The 19,919-nt window shown below is 38.0% G+C and carries 13 protein-coding genes and 3 pseudogenes; 11 read left to right on the top strand and 5 right to left on the bottom strand.

Going from position 1 to position 19,919, the window contains the following annotated elements:
• The first annotated feature begins 54 nt into the window (after window positions 1-54).
• The 9 genes and pseudogenes from dnaX (at window position 55) to G468_RS0100975 (ending at window position 10,217) form a co-directional block, all read left to right on the top strand.
• Complete coding sequence (dnaX, locus tag G468_RS0100935; protein WP_026821492.1) at window positions 55-2,034, top strand: DNA polymerase III subunit gamma/tau; 1,980 nt, start codon at window positions 55-57, stop codon at window positions 2,032-2,034.
• A gap of 75 nt (window positions 2,035-2,109) precedes the next feature.
• Window positions 2,110-2,439 carry a YbaB/EbfC family nucleoid-associated protein gene (locus G468_RS0100940; RefSeq protein WP_026821493.1) on the top strand — a complete coding sequence of 110 codons (330 nt, stop codon included), beginning with the start codon at window positions 2,110-2,112 and terminating at the stop codon, window positions 2,437-2,439.
• Complete coding sequence (recR, locus tag G468_RS0100945; RefSeq protein ID WP_026821494.1) at window positions 2,439-3,044, top strand: recombination mediator RecR; 606 nt, start codon at window positions 2,439-2,441, stop codon at window positions 3,042-3,044. The genes G468_RS0100940 and recR overlap by 1 nt, the downstream gene beginning before the upstream one ends.
• A gap of 196 nt (window positions 3,045-3,240) precedes the next feature.
• Window positions 3,241-5,110 (top strand): annotated as a pseudogene (gene htpG / locus G468_RS19370) (molecular chaperone HtpG).
• A 186-nt stretch (window positions 5,111-5,296) separates the two neighbouring features.
• Complete coding sequence (gene adk / locus G468_RS0100955; protein ID WP_026821495.1) at window positions 5,297-5,941, top strand: adenylate kinase; 645 nt, start codon at window positions 5,297-5,299, stop codon at window positions 5,939-5,941.
• A gap of 136 nt (window positions 5,942-6,077) precedes the next feature.
• Window positions 6,078-7,040, top strand: coding sequence for a ferrochelatase (hemH, locus tag G468_RS0100960; RefSeq protein ID WP_026821496.1), 963 nt, complete (start codon window positions 6,078-6,080; stop codon window positions 7,038-7,040).
• A 629-nt stretch (window positions 7,041-7,669) separates the two neighbouring features.
• Window positions 7,670-7,882, top strand: a complete 213-nt coding sequence (locus G468_RS0100965) for a Wzz/FepE/Etk N-terminal domain-containing protein (RefSeq protein ID WP_026821497.1) — start codon at window positions 7,670-7,672, stop codon at window positions 7,880-7,882.
• 234 nt (window positions 7,883-8,116) lie between these two features.
• Window positions 8,117-8,812, top strand: coding sequence for a hypothetical protein (locus G468_RS0100970; protein ID WP_026821498.1), 696 nt, complete (start codon window positions 8,117-8,119; stop codon window positions 8,810-8,812).
• Window positions 8,813-8,909: 97 nt separating this feature from the next.
• Entirely contained in the window at window positions 8,910-10,217 is a 1,308-nt protein-coding gene (locus G468_RS0100975) for an inosine/guanosine kinase (RefSeq protein ID WP_026821499.1), read from the top strand.
• 51 nt (window positions 10,218-10,268) lie between these two features.
• Here G468_RS0100975 and ybaL read toward each other — a convergent pair whose 3' ends face one another.
• Window positions 10,269-12,017: a YbaL family putative K(+) efflux transporter gene (gene ybaL, locus G468_RS0100980; protein WP_026821500.1), complete on the bottom strand. Its 1,749-nt coding sequence runs from the start codon at window positions 12,015-12,017 to the stop codon at window positions 10,269-10,271.
• 872 nt (window positions 12,018-12,889) lie between these two features.
• On the opposite strand from ybaL, the pseudogene ushA reads away from it, so the two are divergent.
• A pseudogene (gene ushA / locus G468_RS19375) lies at window positions 12,890-14,555 on the top strand (bifunctional UDP-sugar hydrolase/5'-nucleotidase UshA).
• Between the two features lie 19 nt (window positions 14,556-14,574).
• On the opposite strand, the pseudogene ybaK reads toward ushA, so the two are convergent.
• From ybaK to copA, 3 genes and pseudogenes are all read right to left on the bottom strand, one after another.
• Window positions 14,575-15,047: pseudogene (ybaK, locus tag G468_RS19380) on the bottom strand (Cys-tRNA(Pro)/Cys-tRNA(Cys) deacylase YbaK).
• A 97-nt stretch (window positions 15,048-15,144) separates the two neighbouring features.
• Complete coding sequence (locus tag G468_RS0101000) at window positions 15,145-15,957, bottom strand: TraB/GumN family protein (RefSeq protein WP_026821501.1); 813 nt, start codon at window positions 15,955-15,957, stop codon at window positions 15,145-15,147.
• Between the two features lie 149 nt (window positions 15,958-16,106).
• Window positions 16,107-18,827 carry a copper-exporting P-type ATPase CopA gene (gene copA / locus G468_RS0101005; RefSeq protein WP_026821502.1) on the bottom strand — a complete coding sequence of 907 codons (2,721 nt, stop codon included), beginning with the start codon at window positions 18,825-18,827 and terminating at the stop codon, window positions 16,107-16,109.
• A 130-nt stretch (window positions 18,828-18,957) separates the two neighbouring features.
• On the opposite strand from copA, the gene cueR reads away from it, so the two are divergent.
• Window positions 18,958-19,356 carry a Cu(I)-responsive transcriptional regulator gene (gene cueR / locus G468_RS0101010; RefSeq protein WP_026821503.1) on the top strand — a complete coding sequence of 133 codons (399 nt, stop codon included), beginning with the start codon at window positions 18,958-18,960 and terminating at the stop codon, window positions 19,354-19,356.
• Here the strand turns inward: cueR and G468_RS0101015 are convergent.
• Window positions 19,322-19,804 (bottom strand): NfeD family protein, encoded by a 483-nt coding sequence (locus G468_RS0101015; RefSeq protein ID WP_026821504.1) that lies wholly within the window; start codon window positions 19,802-19,804, stop codon window positions 19,322-19,324. The two genes, cueR and G468_RS0101015, sit on opposite strands and share 35 nt — an antisense overlap.
• Window positions 19,805-19,919 lie beyond the last annotated feature (115 nt).

Here is a 19,919-nt window from a genome sequence, read left to right on the forward strand (position 1 = left end):
GCGAACAGCGCTATGTTGGTTAACAAACTATATACTTAACGTCTAATAGGAATCATGAGCTACCAGGTACTTGCCCGTAAATGGCGCCCACAAACATTTACCGATGTAGTTGGGCAACAACACGTTTTGACCGCGCTGGCAAATGGTTTGCAACAGCAGCGGCTTCATCATGCTTACCTATTTTCTGGTACCCGCGGGGTTGGAAAAACGACCATTGCGCGACTTTTTGCGAAAGGCCTTAACTGTGAGGTAGGGATAAGCCAGAATCCTTGTGGTCAGTGTGTTAACTGTCTTGAGATAGCGCATGGGCGATTTGTTGATTTGATTGAAATTGATGCCGCTTCGCGCACTAAAGTTGAGGATACCCGCGAGCTGCTAGATAATGTCCAGTATGCACCAGCGCGTGGTCGATTTAAAGTCTACTTAATCGACGAAGTTCATATGCTTTCTCGTCATAGCTTCAATGCTTTGCTCAAGACACTAGAAGAGCCGCCAGAACATGTAAAATTTCTCTTAGCAACGACCGATCCACAGAAATTACCGATAACGGTTTTATCACGTTGCCTTCAATTTCATTTAAGAACACTGGATATTGACCAAATTAGTAGTCAACTTGAACGCATTTTAGCGGCCGAGCAAATATCGAGTGATAAACGAGCCCGCCAATTAATCGCCAGAGCGGCCGAAGGTAGTTTACGTGATGCATTAAGTTTGACTGATCAAGCGATTGCTATGGGGCAAGGGAAGGTATTGGCTGATTCAGTTAGTCAAATGCTAGGAATATTGAATGATGAACAGCCCCTAGCTATCATTGAAGCGATTGTACATGCCGATGGTCAAAAAATGATGGCTTTAGTCGAAGATATTGCTTTGCGAGGCAGTGACTGGGAAAACGTTTTGATTGAAATGTTATCATTAATTCATCGCATTGCGATGATCCAGCTTTTACCTGTGGAGATGCAAGATACTGCTTCGCCGATTGATGAGCGTTTATGTTTACTTGCGCGCTTAATTACGCCAACGGATTTACAGCTCTATTATCAAACCTTATTAGTCGGACGTAAAGAGCTTCCCTATGCGCCAGAAAGGCGAATGGGGGTTGAAATGACGTTATTACGTGCATTAGCATTTCATCCTAAGTGTATTAATGATACTGAAGTTTCATTGGTATCGTCGCCAAATAGAATTGAATCAGTTACCCTAGGCAATGATATTGATAGTCATACTAATGTCTCCTCTAATATAAAAGATAAAAAAAAAGTCATTGATAAAGCGATAAGTCCATCAGATGAAAAATTAATTAATACGCCTACCTTGCAATTGCTAAAAGCAAAAGCGTCACTAAAAAAAGAGCAAGAGAAAACACCGCTAAAAAAGCCTGACACAGCATCGTCGAAGACGAAAACGCCGTCGGCGATGTCGGCGCTAGAACGATTAGCAACGGTTTCTACGCAGCATCAGCAATCTGTTGCAAATCAGCCGAAGCAGGTTAAGAAAGATGAAAAAAATCAAAAAGATAAATCTTATCAGTGGCGCCCGCAAAATATTTCTGAGCAAAAAATAGAGCGAGTAACAACGCCCGGCAATATTAAACAAGCATTGGAATATGAAAGAACACCGGAACTTGCCAATAAAATTGCGCTTGAAGCCCAAGCGCGTGACCACTGGTCGGCTGAAATTTCTCAGTTAAAAGTGCCAAAATTGATAGAACAACTTGCGTTGAATGCTTATAAGGAATCGTTAAATGAAACGGAAATGTGTTTACACTTACGATCAACGCAACGGCATTTGAATACTGAGCCTGCGCATAAAGCATTAACAAAAGCCTTATGTGAGTTATATGGCCAGCCGATAAAACTGGTTATCATCGAAGATGATAATCCGGCCGTCAAGACACCCTTGGAATGGCGGCAGGTAATTTATGAAGAGATGCTAGCACAGGCTCGTCAATCCATTATTGTGGATAAAACCATTCAGACTTTGCGCACGCTGTTTGATGCACAGTTAGATGAAGAAAGTATTCGGCCTGTGTAGTCGAATACATACCGTTAAGTACAATGTTGCAAGGTTAAAGTATATCTTGGTAACAGATCAGAAAGAGAGAATATTATGTTTGGTAAAGGTGGGCTGGGTAACCTGATGAAACAGGCTCAGCAAATGCAAGAAAAGATGCAGAAAGTACAAGAAGAGATTGCTAACATGGAGGTTACCGGCGAATCTGGTGCAGGTCTTGTTAAAGTAACCATTAATGGTGCGCATAATTGCCGTCGGGTTGAAATCGATCCTAGTTTGATGGCAGATGATAAAGATATGCTAGAAGATCTTATTGCGGCCGCATTTAATGATGCTGCGCGTCGTATAGAAGAAGCACAAAAAGAAAAAATGGCTAATGCATCTAATGGCATGCAATTACCTCCAGGCTTTAAGATGCCATTTTGATGCAAACGAGCCCACTTCTTGAATCTTTAATGGAAGCGTTACGCTGTTTGCCTGGTGTAGGACCAAAATCGGCGCAACGTATGGCTTTTCATCTTTTGCAACGTGATCGTAGTGGTGGCATGCAATTGGCTCAGGCGTTGACACGTGCAATGTCTGAGATAGGTCATTGTCAGGGTTGTCGAACATTTACTGAAAAAGATCACTGTTCAATTTGTACTAACCCGAGACGTCAACAATCGGGCCAAATATGTGTGGTTGAAAGCCCGGCCGATATTTATGCCATAGAACAAACGGGGCAGTTTGTCGGACGTTATTTTGTTTTGATGGGCCATTTGTCGCCATTAGATGGTATTGGGCCTAAGGATATTGGCCTTGATAGCTTAGCCGATAAATTAGCGACTGAGACGGTATCAGAAGTGATCTTGGCTACCAACCCAACAATTGAAGGGGAAGCGACTGCTAACTATATAGCTGGCATATGTGCTCAATATCAGGTCATGGCCAGTCGTATTGCTCATGGTATTCCGGTTGGCGGTGAGCTTGAAATGGTTGACGGAACAACGTTATCACATTCAATCATTGGCCGTCAGAAAATTAATTATTGATAATATAAATGTAATATAAATAAACCTATGCAGAGGTTAAAAACTCTGCTTATTTTTTATGAAAAAGTTAACTATATCGGCTGTCAACACTCTTTTGACAAAGGTGAGCTTGAAATTTTCAATTTATATCCCCATCTGAGTTTCATAACCATTCAACCCAATAAAATTATTCTAAAATTGAGGCTATTTAATGAGTATGAAAGGACAAGAAACTCGTGGATTTCAATCAGAAGTAAAACAGTTATTACAATTGATGATCCATTCTCTTTATTCCAATAAAGAAATTTTTCTTCGCGAACTGATTTCAAACGCATCTGATGCAGCGGATAAATTACGTTTTAAAGCACTTTCACAATCAGATCTTTATGAAAATGATGGTGACTTAAGAGTTAGAATTGCTGTTGATAAAGACAAAAAAACCTTAACCATTAGTGATAACGGTATTGGCATGACGCGCGAAGAGGTTATTGATAATTTAGGAACTATTGCTAAATCTGGTACCAAGGCTTTTTTACAGTCTTTAGGTAACGAACAAGCGAAAGATAGTCCATTAATCGGTCAGTTTGGTGTTGGTTTCTATTCAAGCTTTTATTGTTGCCGATAAAGTGACCGTACGTACTCGAGCAGCGGGCATGGCTGCTGATAAAGGAGTTTTCTGGCAATCTCAGGGTGAGGGTGACTATACCGTTGCTGATATTGAAAAAGCAGAGCGTGGTACTGAAATTACCTTGCATTTACGTGAAGACCAAACGGAATTCTTAGATAACTGGCGTTTACGTTCGGTAATCAGCAAATATTCAGATCATATTGCTCTGCCAGTGGAAATTGAAGCCAAGAACGAAGAAGATGATACGGTCATTTGGGAAAAGATTAACAAAGCCCAGGCACTATGGACACGTAACAAAAATGATATTACGGCTGAAGAATATAAAGAATTTTATAAGCATGTTTTCCATGATTATGCGGATCCTTTAATATGGAGTCATAATCGGGTAGAGGGTAAGCAAGAGTATACCAGCCTACTTTATATACCAACTAAAGCGCCTTTCGATTTGTGGAATCGTGATAATAAACATGGTTTAAAGCTTTATGTTCACCGTGTTTTTATCATGGATGAAGCTGAACAGTTTATGCCAAATTACTTACGTTTCGTACGTGGGTTAGTTGACTCTAATGACTTACCATTAAATGTTTCACGAGAAATTTTACAAGATAGTGATATTACTCGTAGTTTACGTAGTGCATTAACCAAACGTGCATTGCAGATGTTGGAAAAATTGGCCAAAAGTGAACCTGAACAGTATCAACAATTCTGGCAGGAATTTGGATTAGTGCTGAAAGAGGGTCCTGCGGAAGATACAACCAATAAAGAAGGCATTACTAAACTATTACGTTTTGCATCAACACATAATGAGAGTAATTTACAGAATGTTTCTCTCGAAGATTATGTTAGTCGAATGATTGAGGGGCAGGAAAAAATTTATTACATTACCGCAGATAGTTATGCTGCGGCGAAAAACAGCCCACATTTAGAACTATTCCGTAAAAAAGGTATTGAGGTTTTATTATTATCTGATCGGATTGATGAGTGGATGATGAATTATTTGCCAGAATTTGAAGGTAAATCTTTTCAATCTGTTAGTAAGACAGATGAGTCACTGGAAAAACTGGCTGATGAAGATAAGAAAGAGCAAGAAGAGACAGATAAAAAACTGGAGCCTTTTGTTGAGCGGGTGAAAAAATTATTAGGCGAACGGGTGAAGGAGGTGAAGTTAACACATCGTTTAACTGACACGCCGGCAATCGTGACGACCGATGCGAATGATATGAGTACCCAGATGGCAAAACTTTTTGCTGCGGTGGGTCAATCAGCGCCGGAAATAAAATATAATTTTGAACTTAATCCTGAGCATTCACTAGTTAAAAAAGTGACAGAACTAACAGATGATGGCTTATTTTCTGAGTGGATAGAAGTATTATTAGATCAGGCGTTGTTCGTTGAACAAGGTAGCCTAGAAGATCCTAATCAATTTATTCGTCGTATTAATAAGTTACTTTTGGGCTAAAATTTATTTAATTAACCAGGTTGTTCATAAAACCACGTTTTAGTAATTTTAAGACGTGGTTTGTTTTTTTAACGAAAATAATTTGATTATTCAATGGTTATCTGTTTTCTTGAGTTATGTATATGCCTAATGATAAGGTAACTTTTCTTTCAAATTATAAAAATGAAATAGCAAGGGGTTTACGCAATGCGTATTATTCTGCTCGGCGCGCCAGGCGCAGGTAAGGGGACTCAGGCACAATTCATCATGGAGAGGTATGGTATTCCACAAATTTCTACCGGTGATATGCTACGTGCTGCCGTAAAGGCAGGCACAGAGTTGGGTCGAAAAGCGAAAGAATTAATGGATAGCGGTAAGCTTGTTACTGATGAGTTAGTTATTGCTTTAGTTAAACAGCGCATAGCCCAGGATGATTGCCGAAATGGCTTTTTACTAGATGGATTTCCACGCACTATCCCACAAGCAGACGCGATGAAAAATGCCGGTATTACGGTAGATTATGTGTTGGAATTTGATGTACCTGATGAAATTATTGTTGAACGCATTGTTGGGCGCCGTGTGCATACGGCTTCGGGGCGTGTTTATCATATTAAATTTAATCCACCCAAAATAGCAAACAGAGATGATGTTACCGGTGAAGAATTAAGCATTCGTAAAGATGATCAGGAAGAAACCGTTCGCAAGCGGTTAGTGGAGTATCATCAGTTAACTGAGCCTTTAATTGCTTATTATCGTCAAGAAGCTGCTGCTGCTCATACCAAGTACTTTAAATTGGATGGTAGCCGTAAAGTGACTGAAGTCAGTGAAGAGTTGGCTAAAATTTTAGGTTAATTGTTAGTTGGTAAAGTAGGCATCCAATTTGGATGCCTATTTTTTATTTATTGCTAATTAGTAGAAGTAAAAATATTCAAAAAGTTATGATAAGGTTATTAATAGTTAGCGTTAAATAAAAATGGAGCCAATTGGCATGAGTATCAAGAAGTATGGTGTTTTATTAGTTAACTTAGGGACGCCTGATGCACCGACGCCAGCGGCGGTGAAACGTTTTTTGGCAGAATTTCTTAGTGATGTAAGAGTTATTGATATTTCAAGGATAATTTGGAAACCGCTATTACATTTAGTGATTTTACCATTACGCTCACCAAAAGTTGCTAAATTATATCGGTCAATTTGGACAGAAGCCGGCTCTCCATTGCTAAGTTATAGTTTGCAACAGCAGGCTGCACTGGCAAAACAACTTCCCACTATTCCTGTAGAATTAGGTATGAGTTATGGTTCACCTTCTATTGCAGATGCGATTGATAAACTATTAATTCAGCAGGTTGAAAATATTATTGTATTGCCGCTTTATCCACAATATTCTTGTTCAACCACAGCGGCAGTGTTTGATGCGATTTGTCGAGCGTTAAAAAAATATCGAACCATACCCGGGCTTCACTTTATTCGTAGTTATGCTAATCACCCTTATTATATTGAGGCATTAAAAAAGTCGGTTGAGTTAAGTTTTGCACAATATGGTAAACCTGATCGATTATTACTTTCTTATCATGGTATCCCTCAACGTTACGCAGAGACAGGTGATATTTATCCGCAACAATGTGAGCTAACAACCCGTTTATTTAGTGAATTAATTAATTTTCCCGCTGATAAAATCATTATGACTTATCAGTCACGCTTTGGGCGTGAACCCTGGCTTACACCTTATACAGACGTTACCTTAGCAAGCTTAGCAAAGAGTGGAGTTAAGCATGTTCAGCTGTTATGTCCGGGTTTTTCGGTGGATTGTCTGGAAACCCTAGAGGAGATTGCGGTGCAGAATAAAGAATTATTTTATGCCGCTGGTGGTGAAAAGTATCAGTATATACCTGCACTTAATGACTCAGAAAATCATATTCTGTTAATGACCGAATTAATCAGAGATAGTCTATAGCATGGTTTATCAATTTTAAATAAAATTTATTTTTGTTAAAACTCACTAAATAAGCATGTTATGTTTAATTAATATAAAACTAAAATAATTTCTAACCCTTTTATGTCAGTAATAAAATTAAGATTAGTGATTATTTGAATGGAATTTTAGCTAAAATTAAAAGTTCTTATAGTGATTATAGCACTATCATAAATTTGAAATTTTTCTGTAATTGCTTGTTTATAATCGTTAGTTTTATCTAATAATTGTAAAATTATATATTTAAACTGGTAATATGGATTATTATTATTGTATAAAAGAGTAAATGAGTTTTTATGATATTTAGATTATTTAAATAGTATTTTATTATTTATTCTTATTTTTTAGAAAGATTAATATTTTATTGGGTTTTTCTAGATAATTTATGGCAATTTACTGGTTTTAAATATCATTGTTGTAAAAATGAGAATATTGTTGATAAATGTGAGCTGTATGTTTTATTAAGGTTGGAAATGCAGAATTTTATGACTAAACTTTTCTTGATTAATGAGTATTATTTGATTATTCAGCTATTCAAGTTTGCATAAGATAGAGATAGGTGAATATTTGTGATTAATTGTTAACAACATGACAGTTAGAAACTATACACTATGACAAATCGACCGTTATTGGATGCAAGCACTGAGATCGATCCATCTTTTTATTCTGCCAAGATGAAACAAGATGATGAAATTGATTTAATTGAGCTTTTTTCTATTCTCTATAAATCTAAATTGTTGATTACTATTTTTGTTGTGGTTTTCACCGCTGCCATTTTTTGCTGGTCGCTATTTTCTCCGCAAAAATGGAAAAGTGAAGCCTAGATTGTTCAACCTACTACTCAAGAACTGTTTAAGCTGAATGAATTCCTTAGCCAGTTAAAAGTACTGGATATAGAAACAAATATTGATGCTCAGCAGGTTTATGCCAAATTTCTTGACGCTTATCGTTCGCAGCTGTTACAGGAAAATTTTCTAAAAAGTAGCGACTATTTTCAGCGGTTAGTTAAATCTTCAGAGTCCCAATCGTTAGAAAGAGAACAACAGCTTTTACGTGATATGATAAATAATATTACTGTTGGCAAAGTTACTTTTAGTAATAGCGCAGATAATAATGTCAGTAATACTACTAATATGCGAAAATGGCCGATAGAAGCAAGCGTAGGATTTACTGCCGTAACGGCGCAAGATGCACAGGATTTATTGTCTGACTATTTACGTTATATTGGCTCAAATATACGGCAAGAGATAAAAGCGGAGTTAAATGAAAAAATAGCGCAACAACTTGTTTATGCTAAAGGTAAATATGCTATTGAGCTGGCGGCTTTAGAAAATGCGAATCGGGTTGCGATTCAACGACTAAGGAATTCATTAGCCATAGCGCAATCTGTTGGTTTAAAAAAACCGGTTTCAACTACGCATAACTTTATTCAAGATGATCCAGATTATCCTATTGCATTAGGTTCAGAAGCATTAGCTAAAAAATTGGCCATTATTGAAAAGGGTAATGATTTGTCATTATCGAATTCTGACTTGTTAAGTAGTCAACAATATATCCAACAATTACAAGCGCTAGATACGAAAGATATTTGGTTCCAACCAGTGAAATATATGCAAAAGCCAACTTTACCTATTGCTAAACAGGCACCTCAGCGAACCTATATGGTAGTATTAGCTGGAATAGCTGGTTTAATTTTGGGTTGTATTTATGTTTTGTTACGCCATATGGTAAATAATCGCAAGCAAAAAGTCTGATGAGATCATTTTAAATAAGCAGCAGGCGATTTTCCTGCTGCTCAATGATGTTAATTATGTTAGACTCGCTCCTTTCGTTAATACTAATCTACCTATTATGAAATTCCCTGGTCAACGAAAGTCCAAGCACTATTTCCCTGTTAGTCTTCGAGATCCCTTATTATCCAGTCAAGAGTTAATCAATAGCGCAGGCGATCATGCTTATATTGTTGGTATTGACCAAACTTTGGTTGATATTGAAGCAAAAGTCGATGATGATTTTATTCAGCGTTATCAACTTAGCCAGGGGCACTCTTTAGTTATTGAAGATGCGATTGCTGAAAGACTTTATCGTGAGTTAACAGAAAAAAATCTTATTAGCCATGAGTTTGCTGGTGGCACGATAGGGAATACTTTACATAATTACTCTTTATTAGCGGATAATAGATCTGTGCTGTTGGGTACGATGTGCAATAACATTCAAATTGGTAGTTATGCCTATCGTTATTTATGCCATACTTCCAGCCGGATGGATTTAAATTATTTACAAGGTATCAATGGCCCGATTGGTCGCTGTTTTACTTTAATTACGGAAAATGGTGAGCGAACATTTGCAATTAGTCCTGGGTTAATGAACCAATTGCGTCCTGAGAGCATTCCAGAGCAAATTATTGCAGAATCATCAGCACTGGTTATTACCGCTTATCTTGTTCGTTGTCAGCCTGGAGAACCGATGCCAGCAGCAACAATGCAAGCAATAGAATATGCCAAGAAACATGATGTGCCCGTTGTGCTAACAATGGGCACTAAATTTGTTATTGCCGATGATCCTGCCTTTTGGCAGGATTTTCTCGCTAAATACGTTTCTGTTGTGGCAATGAACGAAGAAGAAGCGTTAGAGTTGACAGGGTTCAACGATCCCTTATTAGCTGCCGACAAAGTGCTTGATTGGGTCGACCTTGTTCTTTGTACCGCCGGTGTGGACGGACTTTACATGGCCGGTTTTACCGAATCAGCATATAAAAGAGAAACTCAACATCCACTATTATCTGGTGCTATTAAGCAATTTAATCGTTATGAATTTAGCCGGGCGATGAGAAAGAAAGATTGTCAACTGCCTTTTAGGATCTATTCACATATTGAGCCTTATATGGGGGGGCCAGAGAAAATTATGAATACCAATGGAGCCGGTGATGGTGCATTGTCGGCCTTATTACATGATATTACCGCCAATCGTTTTCATCGTTTAAATATTCCTAATTCAACAAAACATAGTTTACCCTTTCTGACATATTCTTCCTTAGCACAGGTGTGTAAATACGCTAATAGGGTAAGTTATCAGGTGCTTATCCAACATTCACCACGATTAACGCGAAGTTTGCCTGAAAAAGAGGATAGTTTAGAAGAATCTTATTGGGAACGGTAATTTGATAAAAATCATGAGAAAACTAATATTTCCCCTGATTTATTTTATCGGCTAGTTAAAAGTATCAGGTTTTAAGTATTTATCTAAATCTTTAGTGCCTGATAATAAATTATCGTCATGATTGTTAATAGTACAGCCGGTTGTTTTCTTTTTAGCTAGGAAATGAGCCATAGTTTTGGCAATTTCATGTTCACCAACAACGATATGATTTGCACCACGTTCACGAATGTATCTAACTTCATCATCATAGTGGGCACGCACAATAATTGTAATGTCTGGATTTAATAATCTAGCTTTCTCGACAATTTGGCCTGCTTCATAACCATTTGGAATGGTGAGTAAAAGTGTTTGAGCACAATCTATGCGAGCCAGTTTCATTAGTGCTTTGTTTACGGCATTGCCAATTAATGAGCGGAAGCCATTTTTGGCTAACTCTTCAAATCGGGCACGGGTATTTTCAATAACAACCAACGGAATATCTTTTTGACGTAATTTTTCCGCTAGAATAGTACCAACACGTCCATAACCAACAATGATCGCATGACCGCAAATATCAACGGGAATTTGTGCAACTTCTTCTTGTGTTTCTTCTAATAATTCTTCCTCTGTTGTTTCGGTTTTCTTCAGATAACGGTCGAGTAAGCTAAATAGTAACGGATTAATCATAATAGAGAGGATTGCACCAGCTAAAACCAGGTTTGGCGCTTGACTATCAAACACATTGAGTGCGATCCCCATTCCGGCTAGGATAAAAGAGAATTCACCAATTTGTGCCAAACTTATCGCGATAGTTAAAGCGGTACGACGACTATGGCCAAATAGTCTCACTAACAGTAAGGCGGCGAGTGATTTACCAATAGTAATGATTGCTAAAACCGCCAATATAGCGAGTGGCTGTTCTATCAATATGATAGGATCTAGCAGCATACCAACCGATACAAAAAACAGAACCGCAAAGGCATCTCGCAAAGGTAGCGTATCTTGTGCGGCTCGATGGCTTAATTCAGATTCATTTAAGATCATTCCAGCGAAAAAGGCGCCAAGGGCAAAAGAAGCATTAAATAGTGTTACCGCAGCATAGGCAATACCGAGCGCTAGTACTAAAACCGCTAATGTGAATAATTCACGGGAACCCGTTGCCGCGGTACGGGCTAGCATCCATGGAATGAGTTGTCGGCCTAGGAAAAGGGTAATGATGATAAAAATAGCGACTTTACCAACGGTAAAAGTTAATTTAATAGCCAGCTCATTAAAACTGGCATTATTGCTATCGACAATACCGGCAATTGCGGGGAGCAATACCAATGTCAATACCATGACTAAATCTTCAACAATCAGCCAGCCAATGGCAATTCGTCCTCGTTTACTATCGATAAGTTGACGTTCTTCTAATGCCCTCAATAGTACTACTGTACTGGCCGTTGAGAGACAAAGACCAAAAACAATTCCAGCAAATAATCCCCAGCCAAATAATATGGCTAAACCAAGACCTAATAAGGTCGCGGTAATTATTTGAGCGATAGCACCAGGAATAGCAATTGATTTTACGGCTAAAAGATCTTTTAAGGAAAAATGTAAACCAACACCAAACATCAATAATATAACACCAATTTCAGCAAGTTCACTGGCTAAATTTGTATTTGCCACAAAGCCTGGTGTAAATGGACCAATGAGTACACCGGCCAACAAATAGCCGACTAACGGTGATATTCTTAGCCGTTGTGCAATCATACCAAATAGATAGGCAAGAGCTAAACCACCAACAATTGTTGTGATGAGGGATGATGCTGAATGATCCATTAAATCTCCTCTTTTTTGAATGACAAAATACGTCATATAAAATTCAAGTTTATTTTATCTGCTATAAACTAAAAAAGCGCTAAAAAAATCACGTTAAAAATAATAAAAAAGCGGTTAACGATAAAAAAGAAAAGTAATAGGTTGTTTTTTTAATAAAAATACCCAGTAAATAATCATAATAACCATTATAACTATAATTAATTATTTTATAATATAAACTATTATTCTTTTTTTTATTCATATTTAGTAATGATAGGGTAAAATAAAATGATAATGATAAAAATTTAGATTGAATTAATTAATTCAATACTTTTTAATGATAAAATAATCGTGAATGTTGGATCGATTTCAATTGTCTCCAAAGGTTAATGACAAAGCGTATTTATCAAGTATTTCTACAGTATGCATCTTAAGCTAATACTTTTATATTTTGGATATAAAAGCGAAATAGTGTATCAAATAACAAGTATAGTAGTTATTTATGCTAATAAGATAAAAAAAATTGCAAAAATCAAAATAAATTGATTGGATTTGTCGCTTGAATGGTAGTTTTTACCATCATTTTTGGCAAAAACAAAATTGATTATAAAATCAGTTTGACATGATTTTGTTATTTTTTTCAGTAGGTTAATAGGATTAAAATAATCATTATCTACTATTTCTTTAGTAATAGCGATTCAGCTGCTATTTTGTTATCTATTTGAGAGTATAACTAGCAATATTTTTAATCTTGCGTCTTAGCCAGAACGATTTATGTTGTATTAAGCACATAAAATATTAAGCGAATAATAAAATAGATGCTTTTTAAGGATATAAAAAAAATTGCTCGATGAAATAATATCGGTATAAATTTGAACGGTATGGAGATTGATATGCGATTGTTACTTAAGACTTCTCTAGGTAGGATAATTGTACTTTTATGGTTGCTATCAAGTTCTACCGCAATTGCATGGCAAAAAGATAAAACTTACTCTATCACAATTTTACACACTAATGATCATCATGGTCATTTTTGGCATAACAAGAACGGAGAATATGGTTTAGCCGCGCAAAAAAACATTAGTTGCTGAAATTCGTCACGAAGTTACAAAAGAGGGCGGAATTGTTTTACTGCTTTCTGGTGGTGATATTAATACTGGTGTGCCTGAATCTGACTTGCAAGATGCTGAACCAGATATTAAAGGCATGAATATGATTGGTTATGATGCAATGGTACTTGGTAATCATGAATTTGATAAGCCATTAACAATTTTACGCAAGCAACAACAATGGGCAACTTTTCCTTTTTTGTCAGCTAATATTTATCAAACCAGTACTGGACAGAGATTATTCAAACCCTATCAAATTTTTAATCAACAGGGCATCAAGATTGCCGTTATTGGTTTAACTACCGATGATACTATTAAGTTAGGTAACCCAGGGGTAATTTCCGATATAGAATTTCGTTCTCCTGTCAATGAAGCGAAAATGGTGATCCAATCTCTACGTGCTAATGAAAAGCCTGATATCATTATTGCCGCGACACATATGGGGCATTATAACAATGGCGAACATGGTTCTAATGCGCCTGGCGATGTTAAAATGGCGCGAAGTTTACCTACAGGCTATCTAGATATGATAGTGGGCGGTCATTCTCAAGATCCCGTTTGTATGTCCTTAAGCAGGAAAAATTACAAACAAGTGGATTATGTGCCTGGGACATTATGTAGACCAGATCAGCAAAATGGGACTTGGATTGTGCAGGCTCATGAGTGGGGTAAATATGTCGGGCGGGCTGATTTTGAATTTAAAAATGGCAAATTTATTTTAAAACACTATCGACTTATACCTATCAATTTAAAGAAAAAACGGCTTAACCAAGATGGTTCGACAGAGTTAACTTTTTATACGCAAGAAATTCCACCTGATGTTGATATGCTGAAATTACTCTCTTCTTTTCAAGCAAGAGGTCGTCAACAATTAGATATCAAATTAGGTTTTGTTGATGGTAAATTACAAGGTGATCGCAACAAGGTTCGTTTTGATCAAACTAATTTGGCGCGTCTCATCTTAGCGTCGCAAGTGGAACGTGTAAATGCCGACTTTGCCATTATGAGCAGTGGTATGATCCGTAATTCTATTGACCCAGGTGAGATCAGTTATCGACAAGTGCTTAAAGTTTTACCTTTTGCTAATCACATAGCCTATGTTGATTTTAATGGTCAGGAAGTGAAAAACTATTTAGCCGCCGTCGCCAGTATGACGCCAGGTTCAGGGGCTTATGGCCAATTCTACAATATCAGTTTCATTCATCATAGCGATGGCACAATGACAGATATTAAAATAGCCGGTCAGCCATTAGATGTTAAAAAGCATTATCGAATGGCAACATTAGATTTTATTGCCTGTGGTGGTGATGGTTACCCGAAAATTAATTATCATCCAAATTATGTTAATACAGGATTAGTGGATGCTGAGGTTTTAAAAAATTTTATTGAAAAACATGCACCGTTAAAAGTCATTGATTATGCGCCTAGCAAAGAAATTATTTATCGTTAAATAAACCGGCAATTATTTATCACTTTTTTATATCGGCAAAGATTGCATTTAATAAATGAGCTAAATCGTTAGGATCAAGTTCAATATCTAGTCCTCTTTTTCCGCCTGAAATATAAATAGTTGCATATTGCTTGGCTTGTTCATCAATAATTGTTGGTAGACGTTTTTTTTGCCCTAATGGACTTATTCCGCCTAATAAATAGCCCGTTGTTTTTGGGCGATTTGCGGCTCGGCCATTTCTGCTTTTTTCGCGTTAAATGTGCTGGCAACTTGTTTCAAATTAAGTTGCCCTGATACCGGCGTGATAGCAACCACCAGATGTTTAGTATCTCCATTTAATGCTACCAGTAGTGTTTTAAATACTTGTCTGGCATCAAGCCCCAATTTTTCTACCGCTTCTTGGCCGAAATGATATATATGCGCATCATGCTTATAGCTATGTAGCGCATATTTGATTCTCTTTTTTTCCAATAAATTAATAGCGGGAGTCATATAAAGACCTTATTTTATATAAAGTTATAGTCAACAGTTAAATGGACATTTTATTATTTTGTTTGGCAATATAGCTTCAATAAAAAATGGGATAGAATTAGTCGATTTGTTGTTTAAATAAGCTAGCAAGGTTATTGTCGCCATATAAATGTAAGGCGCCAACCGCCACAACATAATGACCTGCTGGCAATTTCTTTAACTTTTGACACCATAATAAGTTACGTTCTTGCATTAATAATTGATAAACGTCATCACGGAAAGTTTTTGGTAATTTTAAATCAAGCTCAGGTTTGAAGTTCATCCACCAACTTAACATTATTTGTAACGAACGGGCATTAGATCGCCAATATGTCAGGGTATCTTCCAATAAAGATTGGCCATTGTTAGGTAAATTCATCAGTAGCTCGATTTGAGAGGCAGCGCCTTCTAGTTCAATGATTGGTTTCTGCTGTTGCCGGGCGGCTAGCAGCAGTTGATAATCTATCCCGTATTGAGGGAGTAATCCTAAATATTGAGCTTGATTGGCTTGTAAGATCAACGCAATTTGCCAGGCAGCAAGGCTATCAAATTGCTCATTGTGGAGTTTAATTTCTTGGCAATAATATTTAAATTTCAGATAAAGTGCGGGCGAAAGTCGCTGCTTAATTGGTGGGTAAGGGATTGCAGGATTGTTAGTCAAGGGAGGTACTGTATCGGTAATATCAGCCTCAACAATCAAAGCGTCGCATTGATTGAGTTTGTTTATAAGAACTTGAGGTAGCGGAAACATATTTTTGCTGGCCATATGAATGCTACCAATGAGATGCAGGTGAATATTTCCAGCCAAACTAATATCATAAGCAGGATAAGGATAATGTTTAGCCTTATCGGCAATCAAATATTTTTTTAGCCTAGATAATATAGGCGCCACCATTTTTCACTTCCCCTTAATGCAAAAATTCCTCATTGCCAGTTTAATAGGTTAGCTGTTTTTAATCATCCAGTACAAAACTTTCTACGCTTTTGTAAAAAATGGTAACTGAGTTTTAGTCACCATTTGGTTAACTGGCCAGTGATAATTTATTGCTTAGGTTTAAATCGTAATAAACGATTTGCATTACTAACGACAGTAATTGATGACAATGCCATAGCCACACTAGCAATAACTGGATTAAGTAGGGTTCCAGTAAATGGATAAAATAGACCTGCTGCGATTGGGATGCTTAACGTGTTGTAAATAAAGGCACCAAACAAATTTTGTTTCATATTACGCAGCGTTCCTTGGGCAATTTGCAAAGCATCAGCAACACTATGTAAGTTATGATTGATTAAGGTGATAGCGGCTGTTTCAATTGCAATATCGCTACCACTCCCCATAGCAATACCAACATCAGCACGCGCTAAAGCTGGGGCATCATTAATGCCATCCCCAATCATGGCAACTTTATGACCACTTTTTTGTAATTGTGCTATAACGGCTGCTTTTTGATCAGGTAATACATCAGCAATCACTTGGTCGATGCCCAATTCTTTGGCAATGGCATTTGCGGTGATTGGATTATCACCGGTTAACATTATCAATTGATATTTTTGCTTATGTAGCTGTTGTAACGCGCTAGTGGCAGTTTCTCGTAGCGGATCGCGAATAGAAAATAGGGCCGCTAATTGATTATCAACGGCCAGCAAGACCGGTGTGATCCCTTTATTGGCCTGTTCAGCGATTAATTGCTCAACTTGTTGGCTGTTAATCGAATATTGTGACATCAAGGCTTGAGTGCCTAACAAAATCGTTTTATTGTCGATTTTCCCTTTCACTCCAGCGCCGGCTAAAGTTCGAAACTGATTTACCTCTGGTAGCGATAATCCGACGCTCTTGGCTAAAATCGCATTGGCTAATGGATGATTAGCCCCTTTTTCAAGTGCACCAGCAAAGGTCAGTACTTGGGATTGCTCAAATTGATTAAAAGTATGAATCTCGATAACTTCAGGTTTACCGATCGTCAATGTTCCGGTTTTATCGAAAACCAGGGTATCTAGGTTGCTAGCTTGTTGTAAAGCTTCAGCATCGCGTATCAAAGCACCGTATTCCGCAGCACGTGCGACACCAGCAATAATTGACATTGGCGTTGCCAGACCCAGTGCACACGGGCAGGCGATTATGAGTACACTGGTAGTGACAATTAATGCATAACTGATTTGCGGTGATGGACCAAATAAATACCAGAGAGTCCCGGCAACTAAGGCTATCGTAATCACACTAGGGACGAAAATCGCGGCAACTTTATCGGCCAATTGTCCTATTGCGGGTTTGCTGCTTTGTGCTTGGCGCACTAATTTAATGATACGCGCTAAGGTGGTATGTTGACCGACTGCAGAAACGCGTAATAGTGCTGTACCATCTTGTACCACCGTCCCGGCATGTACTTTTTCATCTACGGTTTTATATTGTGGAATCGCTTCTCCAGTTAACATTGATTCATCTAGCCAAATTTCACCATAAGTCAGCACACCGTCAACGGGAATGCGATCCCCGGTAGTTAGACGTAATAGCATACCTTGTTTAACTTGGGACAGTGGTACTTTGTTTTCACTTTTTTCACTAATGACGAGTGCCGTGGGTGGTGTGAGATCAAGTAACCGCCTTAGCGCGTTTGACGAACGTTGGCGTGCACCTTGTTCTAATGCATGGCCAAGATTAATTAAGCCAATGATCATTAAACTGGCTTCATAGTATAGATGACGAGCCGGGAGAGGAAATTTATCTGGCCACAAATTAACGCTAATTGAATATAACCAGGCGGTACCCGTTCCCAGGGCGACAAGAGTGTCCATTGTGGTACTGCCATTTTTTAGACTTCTCCAGGCGTTGTAATAAAAATGGCCACCAGTCAACATCATGAGAATTAGCGTGACTAGCCCGATAAGCAGCCAGCTAAATTGATTTTTTTCACTTAACATCATATTGTTGCCAATCATGCCCCAAATCATAACGGCGATACCAATTAGTAACGCTAAAGCGGCTTGCCAACGAAATTTGTGTATAGTGTATTTGCTGAACTGCTGTTGTTTTTCTCGATGTTCCATTTCATTGTCAATAATTTCGGCGTCGTAACCGGCTTTTTGTACCGCTTGAATTAATGCCTGATGTTTGGCATGTCCGGTGATCAAGGCACTGCGTTCGGCTAAATTAACCTGAGCATTTTGTACCCCTGGCGTACTGAGTAACGCTTTTTGTACTTTGTTAACGCAACTGGCGCAAGTCATACCATTGATGAGTAATTGTATCGCGCCACTATCAATACTCGGTTTCTCAAGCTGATTCGATGCAGTTTGCTTGCTAACGTTTTGGGCTGTATCAGGCGATGATATGACTGATTGTTGGTGAATTGAAGGGTTTCCTTCGGCTTCCAATGTTGCTTGGTAGCCGATAGCCCTAACGGCAGCAATCAGTGTTGCCGGATCGGCGCTACCAAAAATTTGGGCTGCTTGAGTGGTCACTATTGCGGCGCCAACACCGCTGATATTTTCCAGTATTTTTTGTGTTTTATTGACACAGTTGCGGCAATTGAGCCCTGCAAGCTGTAGTTTAATATCAGGCTGGGTGGCGACTTTGCCTTGGTAACCGGCTTGTTCAATGGTTTTAATAATGTCATCTACTGATGCAGAACCAGTAATTTTGGCATAATCAAGTGTAACAGTAACGTGTTGTATATCTTGTCGTGCTTCTAGCGCTTTCGTTAGTTTGTTAATACAATTGGAACAAGTCAGCCCTTGTAGCGCTAGAATGGTAAAATCAGGCATAATTGACTCTCCTAATGCATACAATAAATTAATTGGTATAATGCTAATTACTTCCTAACATTATGGCTGAAATAACCTAGATGATTATAAAGGTTAAACCTTCTAGTAAGGGTAAGGTCAAGGTGAAATGATGAATATTACTCAAGTGGCAGAGAAAACGGGATTAAGTGCCAAAACAATTCGATTTTATGAGGAAAAGTCATTAATTACTCCGCCAACGAGAAGTGAAAATGGCTATCGCCATTATCAACCTGCTCATTTGGATGAATTAACCTTATTAAAGCAGGCCAGGGCAGTTGGATTTACCTTGAAAGAGTGTCGGCAATTACTTGAACTTTTCCGTAACCCACGTCGCCACAGTGCGGATATCAAAACGGCGACGTTAAATAAAATTAGTGAAATTGAAAAAAACATTACCGATCTTAATATGATAAGAGATAGCTTACTTGCATTGGTTGCATCGTGTCCGAGGGATGACAATGCAAAATGCCCGATTATTGATCATCTGGTTGGTCATCATGTTGATTAGAACAAACTGGTTTGACTTTTAGTGTAATACCATCGACATCGATCACTTCGACTTCAGTATTAGCTGATAATTGCTCAGAACAAAAAACACGCCAGCTACCATCAGCCAGTCGTATTCTGCTATAGCCATTATTAGTATCTGAAATTAAACGTGCTTTTGTGCCAATTAATTGATGTTGTTTTTGATTAGGTTCATCAGGCAATGTTTTGTTACGTATACTAAGCCATTTACGCCAACCCAATACAGAAAGAATGATCATAATGGCAAAGAATAGGCCTTGCCAATCCCAACTCATTTCAGGTATGAGCCAGGTCATAAATGCCATAATAACGGCGGCCACTCCAGACCAGAGCAGATAACCACCTACACCGATTAGTTCAGCAATTAGCAGTAATCCCCCTAAACAGAGCCAAAACCAGGCCGGTTGCGCCATTATTTGCTCAAGCATCGTTTAACACCTCTATTTATTGATGCGCCGCGCGATATTTGAAGCCAAAACGTGCGATAAATGGTGGGTTACTTTTGTTTCCATCAGTGCAACGAAATTACACTGTTATTTTTCA

The sequence above is a fragment of the Arsenophonus nasoniae DSM 15247 genome, assembly GCF_000429565.1.
Taxonomy (GTDB): domain Bacteria; phylum Pseudomonadota; class Gammaproteobacteria; order Enterobacterales; family Enterobacteriaceae; genus Arsenophonus; species Arsenophonus nasoniae.

Excerpts from the sequence above, each read along its gene's own strand:
- G468_RS0100965 (WP_026821497.1), top strand. The coding sequence starts at position 7,670 with ATGACAAATCGACCGTTATTGGATGCAAGCACTGAGATCGATCCATCT.
- G468_RS0100975 (WP_026821499.1), top strand. The coding sequence starts at position 8,910 with ATGAAATTCCCTGGTCAACGAAAGTCCAAGCACTATTTCCCTGTTAGT.
- hemH (WP_026821496.1), top strand. The coding sequence starts at position 6,078 with ATGAGTATCAAGAAGTATGGTGTTTTATTAGTTAACTTAGGGACGCCT.
- G468_RS0100940 (WP_026821493.1), top strand. The coding sequence starts at position 2,110 with ATGTTTGGTAAAGGTGGGCTGGGTAACCTGATGAAACAGGCTCAGCAA.
- G468_RS0101015 (WP_026821504.1), bottom strand. The coding sequence starts at position 19,804 with ATGCTTGAGCAAATAATGGCGCAACCGGCCTGGTTTTGGCTCTGTTTA.
- dnaX (WP_026821492.1), top strand. The coding sequence starts at position 55 with ATGAGCTACCAGGTACTTGCCCGTAAATGGCGCCCACAAACATTTACC.
- adk (WP_026821495.1), top strand. The coding sequence starts at position 5,297 with ATGCGTATTATTCTGCTCGGCGCGCCAGGCGCAGGTAAGGGGACTCAG.
- cueR (WP_026821503.1), top strand. The coding sequence starts at position 18,958 with ATGAATATTACTCAAGTGGCAGAGAAAACGGGATTAAGTGCCAAAACA.
- copA (WP_026821502.1), bottom strand. The coding sequence starts at position 18,827 with ATGCCTGATTTTACCATTCTAGCGCTACAAGGGCTGACTTGTTCCAAT.
- recR (WP_026821494.1), top strand. The coding sequence starts at position 2,439 with ATGCAAACGAGCCCACTTCTTGAATCTTTAATGGAAGCGTTACGCTGT.
- G468_RS0100970 (WP_026821498.1), top strand. The coding sequence starts at position 8,117 with ATGATAAATAATATTACTGTTGGCAAAGTTACTTTTAGTAATAGCGCA.
- ybaL (WP_026821500.1), bottom strand. The coding sequence starts at position 12,017 with ATGGATCATTCAGCATCATCCCTCATCACAACAATTGTTGGTGGTTTA.